Here is an 11,560-nt window from a genome sequence, read left to right on the forward strand (position 1 = left end):
GACCACCGGTCACCACCGACGGCAGATACCGCGATAGCGCATCCCACTCGACGTCAGACAACTCGTAGCGACGACCCACGCCCTACATCATCCGACAACAAAAATCCTTTGAAGACACCGCCTAGGCCCGTCGCGGCGTGTCAGGGGCCTTCAGTTGCTGCCCCCGCCGCCACCGCCGTCGCCGCCCCCTCCGTCGCTCCCGCCACTGAACTCGCCTCCGCCACTGCCGCCTGCACCGCCGGCGTAGCCGTGACGGCCGTCGTTGAAGGGCAGGTCACCGCGGATGCCGCGCGGCTTGGGCCGCTTGCCCGGCCCCGCGAGGTGTTGCAGGCAGACGCGGTCGGATACCGGGAAACATTCGCCACGGCCTCCGCAGTCGGCCAGGTAGCGGTTGCCATTCTGGACGCGCACCTCCTGGTCCACCCGGAACAGCAGGGGAAGGCCGGTCGGACCACAATCCTCGTCCCGGCGGCCGTGGTTCAGCGTGGCGAGCAGGGCGCTGCGATCGGTGTTGGTCATGCCTCCGCCTGTCGCGGGCCTGGGCTGGTGCGGCAGAGGGCGCCCGAACGCGGCGTCGCAGAAGGCGGCGTAGTCCTGCGTATGCCGGGTCAGTTCCTGCCACAGATCGTCCACGACCACCGACGGCACCGACAGCTTCGCGCTGCCCTGGCGGGCGATGATCCGGAACCACTGCCGGGTGGCGGTTTCGACGAGGGCGATGTCGTCGTCGCTGAGATGGGGGTGCCGGTTTCGTAGCTGCTGCCGCCCGCTGGCCGGGAACTGCAGGTCGGTCACGGCGCGGAGTCGGTGAGGGGTGCGGTTGCTTCTGAACGTTGTCCAGTTCATGCGGCTGCTTCCATCCGCCCGGGTGCGGGCGCTAGGGCCTCGACTTGCCGAAGTGGCGCCGCGGCTCCTTCAGGGTAGGGCAGCCGGCAAGTGCGTCACCAGACACGACGTTGACCGGGTCGAAGGGCCCCCTGCACGTCGGCAGGGGGCCCGCCGCTCTAGCGGTAGAAGCGCAGGTAGTCGAACTCGGCGGTGACCGCCGGTTCGGCGCCGCCGTGCGCCACCAGGCCGATCCGGGGAGTGGTGTCGGCCGGGAACGTCCACACCGCACCCCACGTCCAGGTACGCCCGTCCCGGCTGGAACCGGCCCGGAACTCGTGCTCCCCGGTGGCCGGGTCGACGTGGTGCGCCAGTCGTAGCCAGGTGGTGGTGGCCGGGGTGCCGACGATGCTGCCGCCGTAGACCGGCTGGCCGGCGAAGGGCAGCTCGTAGCCGTACTCGACCTGCCGGGTGTTCCAGATCGCCACCTGGGTCAGCCGGGCGAACCGGTCGTCGTCCACGTAGGCGACCAGGCCCGCCTGCTGGTAGTTGCGGACGGACTCCTCACCCAGGTCCAGCGCCACCTTCGTCTCGACGACATAGTCGCCGCGCGGCGCGTCGCGCAGCAGCACGCCGGCGGTGTTGCCGGTGCCGGTCAGGTCGGCCGACTGCACCGGCCAGCGCAGCGCGCCGTCGGCGGCGGTGACCGCCGGGTCCTCGCGGACCCACCGCCAGTCGCCGGCGAGCCCATCGGTGAACTCGTCGGAGTACGCCCGCAGCGGCGCCCCGACGCGGGGCTCGGGCACCGCCCGCTTCGCCGGCTGGAACAGTCGGGCCACGCTGACGTTGTCGAACTCGGCCGGACCACCGGCGGCGGCCAGCCCAGGGCGCCCCGCGACCGGGCGGTCCAGCCGCAGCGACACCACGGCGACCTGGTCACCGAGGCGGGCCGGGCTCAGCTCGGCGACGAGTTGCTGTCCGCGTACCTCGATGGCCAGGTTGTGCGGGTCGGCCAGGTCGAGCCCAACAGGCAGCGGCGTGGTCGCGCGACGGCGGCCGTCGCTGGCGACGAGCCGGCCACCGGCGGCGTCGACGCGGACCTCGACCCGGTCACCGAGGGTGACCCCGGCGCTGGCCGCGCCGGTGAGCCGCAGGTCGGTCTCCGCGCGCACGTCACCGCCCACAGTGGTACGACTGGTCAGCGCGCCGCTGCCGACGAGCCGGCCGTCGGTGACCCGCCACTGGCCCGTGACACGTCGCCAGCCGGCCAGCCCGGTGTTGTCGAACCGGTCATCGACCCGGCCGGTGGTCACCGGTGCGGGTCGGGCGCCCTCGGACGGTCCGGCGCCGGCGTTCACGGTCGGCCAGCCGTCGATCCAGTCGAGGCGGTCGAGCAGCATCGGGCGTTCGTTGATGCCGAACGGCTCGTCGAGGTACGGGTCGGCGCGGTCGATCGCGTGGTAGACGATCCAGTCCTGGCCGGACAGGTCGGTGAGGAAGCCGTTGTGCCCGGTGCCGATCCACCGGTTGCCGTTCTGGGTCAGGACCGGCGTGCCACCCGCCCGGGAGGCGGTCAGCGCGACGCCGTCGCGGTCGGTGAACGGGCCGCGCGGGCTGCGTGCGCGTCCCACCTGGACGGAGTAGCCGGTGGCCGGGCCGGCGCAGCAGTTGGCCGTGGAGGCGAACAGGTAGTACCAGCCGTCGTGGCGCAGCACGTAGCTGCCCTCGAACTTGTTGTCGATCGCCACCTGCGTCGGTGTGCCCACGGCCGTCAGCCCGTCCGCGCTGAGTTCGGTGACCGAGATGCCGCCGTAGTAGCTGCCGTAGTAGAGGTAGCCCCGGCCGTCGACGTCGGTGAACTGGCTGGGGTCGATGGTCCACAGATAGCCGCCGCCCCCGCCGGGGCGGGGGGCCACCACGGGTTGCGCGGCGAAGGTCCACGGGCCGGTCGGGGTGGGCGCGGTGGCCGCGCCGATGGCGTAGTCGCTGCCCTCGGCGGAGACGGTGGTGTCGGTGACCGTCACGTACATGACCCACTGATCGCCGACGCGGCGCACGTCAGGTGCCCAGAAGGCCGCACCGGGCGCCGCGTACGGTGGCCGCTGCTCCGGGCCGAACGCGTCCCCGACGTACGCCCAGTCGACCAGGTTGGCCGAGCGGGCGGTGGGCACCCGGTGGAACTCGTGCTCGCCCTCGCGCAGCGGGTCGGTGGTGCCGTAGGCGTACCAGAAGCCGTCGTCGCCGCGCACGATGACCGGGTCGGCGAACGTGTCGCCCACCCCGACCGAGATCGGATTGTCGTAGCGGGACGGACCGCCGGAGCCGGCGGCGGGTGGGGGCGCCAACGTGGCCAGGATCAGACCGAGCGCGGCGGCGAGCGCGCCGCCGCGGCGAAGGTGTCGCATGTGGACCTGCCTCTGGGGAGTGGGCGTGGGGTCGTGCCCTCGTTTCTACAACGATGGATACAACGTTGTAAAGAGATCGACGCCTGCGGTCTCGCGTACCCGCGTGCCGCACCCGGCCGCTCACCGTGCCGACGGCCGGGGCGATGATGGGGCCATGACTGGTGGCACCGAGGGCCGGGGAATGGCCGAACTCGCCGCGCTGCTGGCCGACGGCACCCGGGCCGGCATCTGCCTCGCGCTGCTCGACGGCCGGGCGTGGACCGCCGGGGAGTTGGCCCGCCGCGCCGGGGTCGCCCCGTCCACGGCCAGCGACCACCTCACCCGACTGGTCCGGGGCGGGCTGCTGGTCGAGGAACGGCAGGGCCGGCACCGCTACCTGCGGCTGGCCGGGCCGTCGGTGGCCCAGCTGATCGAGGACCTGGCCGGGCACGCGCCGACCCCACCCGCGCCGGTCGGGTCGCTGCGGGCCGCCACCGCGAGCGCCGCTCTGGCGTACGCCCGGACCTGCTACGACCACCTGGCCGGGCGCCTCGGTGTGCTGATGCACGACGCGCTGCTGGCCGACGGACGGCTGGACCGGTCCAGCGGGTTGGCGCTGACCGCCGACGGGTGGGCGTGGGCGGCCGACCTGGGCGTACCCGTGCAGGTGCTGCGCACCGCCCGCCGCCCGGTGGTCCGCGACTGCCTCGACTGGACCGAACGCCGCTCGCACCTGGCCGGGGCGCTCGGGGCGGCACTGTGCCGCCGCTTCACCGACCTGGGTTGGATCACCCAGGGCGCCGGCCGCGCGATCCGTCTCACCCCGATCGGTCGCGTCGCCCTGGCCGAGACCCTGCACGTCCCGGACGACACCCTCACCCCCACGTCGCCCCCGACACCCACCAGCGGCCGAGCCTGACCCTGTCGCCCACCCCGCCAGCGGCCACCCTCGCGCGGCGCGGTGCGGGCTTGACTGTTCGGTGGGGAGCGAAGGGTTCGGGTTCTACGGTCGGGCCGTGACTGACAGCTGGCCTGACATCGCTCCCGCTCCCGGAACGCCGGACTGCGGCCCGCCCTCGTTCGAACCGGAGCGCGGTTGGTGGGTGACACGGCACGTCGACGTGCGGGCGGCGCTCACCGACCCGGCCTTCCGGGTGCCGGCCGTCGAGAGCGGCCCGCCCGGCACGCTCGCCTGGCTGCGCGCCTCGGTCAGCCGGTTCAGCCCACCGCAGCAGCACGCCGAGCGCCGGGCGGTCGTGGTGAGCGCCCTGACCGAGTTGGACCCGGACGAGCTGCGGCACGAGGCGGCCCGGCTGACCGTCGCTGTCCTGGACCGGGCCGGCGACCGCCTCGACGTGACGCGTGACGTGGCCCGGCCGGTGCCGCTGCGGGTGCTGGCCGGTCGGCTCGGCCTCGCCGATCCGGCAGCCGCCGGGACGGCGGTCGCTGTCGTCGCTGCCGCGTACCACCCGGGGGTTGATCCTGCGTTGGCCCGGCGGGCCGACCAGGCTGTCGCGACGTTGCTGGCGCTCGCGCCGCCGGCCGCGCCGGAGGTACGGGCGAACCTGATCGGCCTGCTGGTCCAGGCGTGCGACGCGACCGCCGGTCTGATCGGTGCCGCCGCCCACCACCTGCTGCCACCGCTCGGCGGCCTGCCGGGCGGTGTGCCCGGGCTGGCGGAGACCGGCGCGATGCTGGCCGAGGTGCTGCGGCTCGACCCGCCGGTGCGGGCGACCCGGCGCGTCACCACCGCCGGGGTACGCCTGGGTGGGCGGGACCTGCCGGCGGGCAGCCCGGTGCTGCTGCGCTTCGACGCGGCCAACCGTGACCCGCGGGTGTTCGGCGAGCCGGCGGCGTTCCGGCCCGGTCGGCCCGGGGCGCGTCTGCTGACCTTCGGGGCGGGGGAGCGCGGCTGCCCCGGCGACCGGCACGCCCTGGCCCTGGCCGCCGGGGTGTTCGACGTGCTGCGCGCACGCTGCCGGCGTCTCCGAGCCGACCTGCGCCACGAGCCGCACCCGACCCTGCGTGTCCCGACGAACCTGGAGGTGAGCGTCCGATGACCGACCGCCGTGCCGACTTCCGCGCCCTGCACCACACCGGCCGACCCCTGCTGCTGCCGAACGCCTGGGACCACGCCTCGGCGGCGGCGCTCGCCGCGCGCGGCCACCCGGCGATCGGCACCACCAGCCTCGGGGTCGCCGCGGCGGCGGGCCGACCCGACGGCACCGCGGCCATCGCGCAGGAGACCCTGGCCCTGGCCCGCCGGCTGGCCAACCTGCCGGTGCTGCTCAGCGTCGACATCGAGGCCGGGTTCAGCGATGATCCGGCGGCGGTCGCCGGGTACGTGGCGGAGCTGGCCGGGCTCGGCGTGGTCGGTATCAACCTGGAGGACGGGCGTGCCGACGGCACCCTCACCGAGCCGGAGCGCGTCGCCGCCAAGGTCGCGGCGGTGAAGGCGGCGGTGCCGGACCTGTTCGTCAACGCCCGGACCGACACCTGGTGGCTGGGGGTGGACGACCCGCTGCCGCAGACTCTCGCCCGGGCCCACGCCTACCGGGCCGCCGGCGCCGACGGGATCTTCGTGCCCGGCATCGTCGACCCGGCCACGCTGCGCGTGCTCACCGGGCGGATCGACGCCCCGGTGAACGCGCTGTACCAGCCGGGCGGACCAGGACCGGACGAGCTGGCCGCCGCGGGGGTTGCCCGGGTCAGCACCGGCTCCCTGCTGTTCCGGGTGGCGCTGGCCGCCGCGCTCGCCGCCGCCGACCAGGTACGCGCCGGCGGGCTCGCGACGACGGAAGGGCTGCCGTCGTACGCCGAGGTGCAGGGCCTGGTGCGGCCGAGCGCCGCTGTCCAACCGGACGGTCGGCTCCCTTAGGGGTAGATAGGAGGATTGTTCGGTCCACTCCGGTCTCGGCAATTACGGTGTGTTACAGGGCGAACCACCCAGTGTCGTGACCGGAGAAGGGACCCCGTCATGCGTGTGCCCAGCCGTAGCCCGGGACAGCAACCCGGTTCGCCCGTGTCGCCCACCGCGCCGGCACGCCGCCGGCCCCCCGGCGCGACTCCCCGCCGCGTTCCCGCCCCCGAGCCGGACCTCGCCGCCTACCGGACAGCCGTCGCCGAGCTTCTGGTCGAGGTGGGCGCGCTGGCCGACGCGTCGAGCACCCGAGCTCGACAGGTGCTCATCGACGAACGACTGCGTGAGCCGGCGCTCGCCGACGTCCTCGACGCCACCCCGCAGGGGCTGATCGGCGCCCGCGAGACGCTGCTGCTGGAGATGGCCCGCTACCAGCCGAACGACCGCACCTCGGCGCGTGACCTCACCGCGCTGGTCCGGATCTACCTGCTCTCCCGCATCGACGTGCTGTGGTGGCAGGACGCCCCGACGTTCCTCACCGACGACCAGGTCAACGGCAGCGCCGAACTGGTCGACCTGGAGTGGCTGCGCCGCCGCGACCTGCTGGGCTTCCGCTACCAGGAGCAGCCCGCCACCATGCTGGGCCGGGCCGCGCGCGGGCTGCGTCGGCGGCTGCGACCGGACCTCACCCCGCGTACGGCGGGGCTGCTGTTCCGTCGGGCACGACGCGAGGTGGTGGCGCTGCTCAACGACATCGCACGCGAGTTCGCCGCCGCCGCGCCGCCGGCCACCCCGCCGCTGTGGGTGACCAGCCTGGTCCGCAGCGCCGAGCACCAGTACCGGCTGCGCCGCCTGGGGTACGCCGCGATGCTGCCCAGCGGGCACTGCCTCGGCTACTCCGTCGACGTCGAGCTGGCCTGGTTCGAGCGCTTCGGCGCGCGGGACACCCTCGCGGAGGTGCTGCTGAACAGGCAGCGGGCCGGGGAGCTGAACGTGATCGACGAGGGGCAGGCCTGGCACCTGTGTCTCGCGCCCACCGCCCGGCGCCGCCTGCGCCGGGCCTACGAGGCCGAGATGGGGGTCTGACCCCGGTGTGCGGCATCGCGTTGAGCATCGGCCCCGAGGCCGACCCGGCGACGTTCCGGCGGATGCTCGCCGTGCTGGCCCCCCGCGGTGAGGTCACCGAGACCCGGTCCGAGAACGGCCTGCTCGCCGGCACCCGCCGGCTTCGTGTCGTCGACCGGGACCGGGCGGTGCAGCCGTGGACCTCGACCGACGAGCGCTGGCTGCTCTGCTTCAACGGCGAGATCTTCAACTACCGGGAGCTGCGCGCCCAACTGACCCGCCTCGGACAGGCCTTCTGCACCGAGAGCGACACCGAGGTGCTGCTCGCCGCGTTCCAGCAGTGGGGCGAGGCGGCGGTGACCCGGTTGCGCGGCGAGTACGCCTTCGCGGTCGTCGAGCGGGCCACCGGCCGGACGTACCTGGCCCGCGACCCCATCGGGGTCAAGCCGCTGTACTGGTCCCGCCGGCCCGGCTGCCTGCACCTCGCCTCCGAGGTCAAGGCACTCGTCGGGCACGGTGCCCCGATCGCCGAGGTGCCGCCCGGGCACCACGGTTGGGCCGAGGCGGACGGGCACGTGCGGCTCAGCCCGTACGTCGACCTGCTCACCATCGGTGACGGCCTGCCGATCATCGACGACCCGGACGAGGCCGCCCTGCTCGTCCGTGCCGCGCTGAGCGACTCGATCCGGATGCGGGTGGAAACCGACCTGACCGTCGGGGTGGTGCTCTCCGGTGGGCTGGACAGCTCGCTGACCCTGCGGCAGGTGCGCGACATCCACCCGGACTGCGTGGCGGTCACCGTCGGCGCTGCGGACAGCCCCGACGTGGCGTACGCCCGGCGGCTCGCCGCCGACCTCGACGTGCCGCACGTGGTGGTCGAGCTGCGTACGCGCGACATCCGGCTCGCCGACGTCCGCGAGGCGATCCGGATCTCCGAGCTGACCGAGTACGGCGACATCATCAACGCCGTCGTCTCGGTGCCGATCTTCCGACGGCTCCGTGACCTGGGCATCAAGGTGGTGCTCACCGGCGACGGCTCCGACGAGCTGTTCGGCGGCTACCGGATGTATCACCAGGTCGGCCCGGCCGCGGCCCGCCGACTGTTCCTGCACCGCATCCGCAATCTGTGCCGTACGGAGTTGCAGCGCGTCGACCGGGCAGCCATGGGGCACGGGGTGGAGGCGAGGTTGCCGTTCCTCGACCTCAGTGTGGTGGAGCTGGCGATGCGGCTGCCGCTGGATCTGAAGCTGCGCCACGGGCAGGAGAAGTGGATCGTCCGGCGGGCGTTCGCCGACGTGCTGCCCGACTACATCCTGCGCCGCCCGAAGAACCCGATGTCGTACTCGTCGGGGTTGCACGAGCGGGTGCGGCTGTACAAGCCGCTCTTCGCCCGGCTGCACCGCTCGTTCGGCTACGACCTGCAGGAGCCGGTCCGCCGGGACTTCGACAGTGTCCTGAGCCGCTGCGGTAACGACCTGGACCGGGCCATCGCCGACGGGCTGACCCGGCCCGACTACACGGTCCTGGAGCACGCCCGCGACCTGGTCGGCGCGGCCAAGTGGAACGCCGCGCCGATGGTCCGTCGGCTGGTCGGCCCACGCCCGGCCCGCCGCTGAACCGCCCTGCGGGCCACGCTTGACTCTGACACGGTGTCAGGGACGAGCGTGGAGGGACCATGTTCACCATCGGAGACTTCGCCAGACTCGGCCGGGTGTCGGTGCGGATGCTGCGCCACTACGACAGCATCGGCCTGCTGCGCCCCGCCAGCGTCGACCCGCACACCGGTTACCGCTTCTACCGGGCCGACCAGCTGCGCCGGCTCAACCGGGTGATCGCCCTCAAGGAGTTGGGCCTCACCCTCGAACAGGTGCGCGCGATCGTCGACGACGCCGTCGACGTGGCCGAGCTGCGCGGCATGCTGCGGCTGCGCCGAAGCCAGCTGGCGGAACAGTTGGCCGCCGACACCGCCCGGTTGACGGCCGTCGAGGCGAGGCTCCGTTTGATCGAGTCGGAGGGTCGGATGACCACCCAGGAGGTCGTACTCAAGGAGATCGTGCCGGTCCGCGTCGCGGAGTTGACCGCTGTCGCGCCCAGCTACCAGGGCGAGGACATCGGCCCGGTGATCCAACCGCTCTACCCGGAGTTGTTCCGTCGGCTGGCCGACGCGGGGATCACGCCAGCGGGGCCGAGCATCGCCTGGTACGAGCCGGCCCCCGGCGACGACGGCGACGCGGTGGTGGTGCATGCCGGGGTGACCGTGGGGGTCGGGGTGGAGGCCGCCTCCGACGTCGCGGTGGTGGACCTGCCCGCGGTGCGCACCGCCGCGACGACCATCCACCACGGTGCAATGGACGACGTGGAGGAGAGCATGCAGGTCCTCGCCCGGTGGATCGAGGACAACGGCTACCGCACCGACGGGTTCGCCCGAGAGGTGTACCTCGACTACTGCCCGGACGCCCCGGAGAAGGGCGTCACCGAACTCCAGCTCGCCGTCCACCGGGACTGAGTGACCGCGGCCCAACGTCAGGTCCGATCGCCGCCAGCACTCCCGCCGTCACCGCGCCAGGCTGGACCGATGACGAACAGCACCACGTTCCGCGTCCACGCCCTGCCGGCCGCCGCGCTCGACACCGTCCGCCGGACCGGCCGGGACGCTGCCGACCGGCCCGTCGAGTCGCTCCGAGCCGGTGGCGGCGAAGCCCTGCGCTGCTGTCTGCGCGATGCCGACGAGGATGAGGAGCTGCTGCTCTTCGGGTACGCGCCGCCGGGCGCCGCCGGCCCGTACCGGGAGATCGGACCGGTCTTCGCGCACGCCACCGCCTGCCCCGGCCCGGACCCGGCGGGCGGGCACCCGCCGGCCTGGCGGGGGCGACCCCAGGTCCTTCGGGCGTACGACCGGCAGGGCCGCATCTGCGGCGGCCGGCTGCACGACGGCACGGACCCGGAGGGGGTGATCGCCGAGCTGCTGGCCGACCCGACGGCCCGTGAGCTGCACAGCCGCAACGTGGTGTACGGCTGCCTCATGTTCGTCGTGCGGCGGGCGACCGGGTGACCCTGGCCCTGCTTCGGCGCGAGCGCTCAGCTGACCAGCAGCAGCGCGCCGACGGCGGCGAGGGTGCCGGTGACCGCGAGCACCGTGCTGGTCACCACGAACCGGGTCACCGGCACCCTCACCCCGGCGGCCCGGCACCGCTCGAACCACAGCAGGGTGGCCAGTGACGCCCAGGGGGCGGCCAGCGGGCCGATGTTGGTGCCGATCAGCAGGGCCAGCAGACGGGTGTGGTCGCCAGCCGGTAGCACCGACTCCCCGGCCAGGTAGGCGGGGAGGTTGTTCACCGCGTTGGACAGCAAAGCGCCGGTGCCGCCCGCGCGCAGCGCGCCCAGCGCCCCGCCGTCGGTGCCCAGCAGGTTGCCCACCAGGTCGTCCAGCCCGTGCCGGCCGAGGGTCTGCACGACCAGGAACAGGCCGGTGACGAAGAGCAGCAGCCGCACCGGCACCAGCCCGGGGCGCAACGTGGCGGGGGACCGGACCACGAAGCCGAGCAGCACCAGCGCGAGCGCGACGGTGGAGGCGAGCCCGATCTCCACCCCGGCGACGATGCCGGCGACGAAGAGCAGGCAGCCGGCGAGCGCGGTGCGGTGCAGCACCGGATCGGCCGGTACGTGCCGGGCCGGCGCAACGAACCGTCCCCCGACCGGCCGCTCGCGCCGCCACCAGGCGTACCAGAGCAGCACCATGGTGACCGCCACCGCGGCGAGCTGCGGCAGCGCCATCCGCTCGGCGTACGCCAGCGGTGTCAGTCCGACCCGATCGGCGGCCAGCAGGTTGGTCAGGTTCGACACGGGCAGCAGCAGGCTGGCGGTGTTCGCCAGCCAGACGGTGGTGACCGCGAGCGGGGCGGCGGGGACGCGCAGGTTGCGGGCCAGCGCGAGCAGCACGGGGGTGAGCAGCACTGCGGTGGTGTCGAGGTTGAGCACGAGGGTGGTCACCGTGGCCAGCCCGCCGCAGAGCAGGAACAGGGCAGCCCACCTGCCCCGGGCGGCGATGGCCAGTCGGCTGGCCAGCACGTCGAAGACGCCGGCGACGGCGGTCAGCTCGGCGAGCACGATCACGGTGCCGAGGAAGAGCAGCAGCGGCAGGATTCGCTGCACTGTCGCGGTGGTCTCCGCGCGGGGCAGCAGCCCGCTCAGTGCGCAGGCCGCGCCGACCACGGCGAGGACGACCGCGACCAGGTCCAGCGGGTGGGGTCGCCAGCGCCTGGTCGGCTCGGGCGGTGCGGGCGGCGCATCGGCGACGGCGGCAAGCTTCACGTCTGACGACGTTCGCATGACGGTCGGTCTGCCGCCCGCGCTGGCACCGCCGTCGTGACCAGCCCCACCATCGCCGGGGGAGCGCGGTCGGCCGGGCGAGGTGGCCCGGTGCGGG

At 73.9% G+C, this 11,560-nt stretch carries 10 protein-coding genes; 7 read left to right on the plus strand and 3 right to left on the minus strand.

The window, feature by feature from the left end; all coding sequences use genetic code 11:
• Window positions 1-150 precede the first annotated feature (150 nt).
• Both KBX34_RS25965 and KBX34_RS25970 read right to left on the minus strand, forming a co-directional pair.
• Complete coding sequence (locus KBX34_RS25965) at window positions 151-795, minus strand: hypothetical protein (RefSeq protein ID WP_088948300.1); 645 nt, start codon at window positions 793-795, stop codon at window positions 151-153.
• Between the two features lie 209 nt (window positions 796-1,004).
• Window positions 1,005-3,230: a family 43 glycosylhydrolase gene (locus KBX34_RS25970; RefSeq protein ID WP_210927493.1), complete on the minus strand. Its 2,226-nt coding sequence runs from the start codon at window positions 3,228-3,230 to the stop codon at window positions 1,005-1,007.
• Between the two features lie 154 nt (window positions 3,231-3,384).
• Here KBX34_RS25970 and KBX34_RS25975 point away from each other — a divergent pair, with 154 nt between their 5' ends.
• The 7 genes from KBX34_RS25975 (at window position 3,385) to KBX34_RS26005 (ending at window position 10,186) form a co-directional block, all read left to right on the plus strand.
• The gene (locus tag KBX34_RS25975; RefSeq protein ID WP_210927495.1) at window positions 3,385-4,128 is read left to right on the plus strand and encodes a helix-turn-helix transcriptional regulator; all 744 of its coding nucleotides are present in this window, start codon (window positions 3,385-3,387) and stop codon (window positions 4,126-4,128) included.
• A gap of 97 nt (window positions 4,129-4,225) precedes the next feature.
• Window positions 4,226-5,269 carry a cytochrome P450 gene (locus KBX34_RS34310; protein WP_307871497.1) on the plus strand — a complete coding sequence of 348 codons (1,044 nt, stop codon included), beginning with the start codon at window positions 4,226-4,228 and terminating at the stop codon, window positions 5,267-5,269.
• Window positions 5,266-6,087, plus strand: coding sequence for an isocitrate lyase/phosphoenolpyruvate mutase family protein (locus KBX34_RS25985; RefSeq protein WP_210927499.1), 822 nt, complete (start codon window positions 5,266-5,268; stop codon window positions 6,085-6,087). Before KBX34_RS34310 ends, KBX34_RS25985 begins: the two co-directional genes overlap by 4 nt.
• Before the next feature lie 99 nt (window positions 6,088-6,186).
• Complete coding sequence (locus KBX34_RS25990) at window positions 6,187-7,155, plus strand: DUF5715 family protein (protein WP_210927500.1); 969 nt, start codon at window positions 6,187-6,189, stop codon at window positions 7,153-7,155.
• A 5-nt stretch (window positions 7,156-7,160) separates the two neighbouring features.
• A complete protein-coding gene (locus KBX34_RS25995) occupies window positions 7,161-8,750 on the plus strand; it encodes an asparagine synthetase B (protein ID WP_210927502.1) in 1,590 nt (529 codons plus the stop codon).
• Window positions 8,751-8,809: 59 nt separating this feature from the next.
• Window positions 8,810-9,640: a MerR family transcriptional regulator gene (locus tag KBX34_RS26000; protein WP_210927504.1), complete on the plus strand. Its 831-nt coding sequence runs from the start codon at window positions 8,810-8,812 to the stop codon at window positions 9,638-9,640.
• Between the two features lie 69 nt (window positions 9,641-9,709).
• On the plus strand, window positions 9,710-10,186 hold the full coding sequence (locus tag KBX34_RS26005) for a DUF1203 domain-containing protein (RefSeq protein WP_210795562.1): 477 nt from the start codon (window positions 9,710-9,712) through the stop codon (window positions 10,184-10,186).
• A 26-nt stretch (window positions 10,187-10,212) separates the two neighbouring features.
• On the opposite strand, the gene KBX34_RS26010 is transcribed toward KBX34_RS26005, so the two are convergent.
• A complete protein-coding gene (locus tag KBX34_RS26010) occupies window positions 10,213-11,463 on the minus strand; it encodes an SLC13 family permease (protein ID WP_210927506.1) in 1,251 nt (416 codons plus the stop codon).
• Window positions 11,464-11,560 lie beyond the last annotated feature (97 nt).

This window comes from Micromonospora sp. M61 (assembly GCF_018070245.1).
Lineage (GTDB): Bacteria > Actinomycetota > Actinomycetes > Mycobacteriales > Micromonosporaceae > Micromonospora > Micromonospora zamorensis.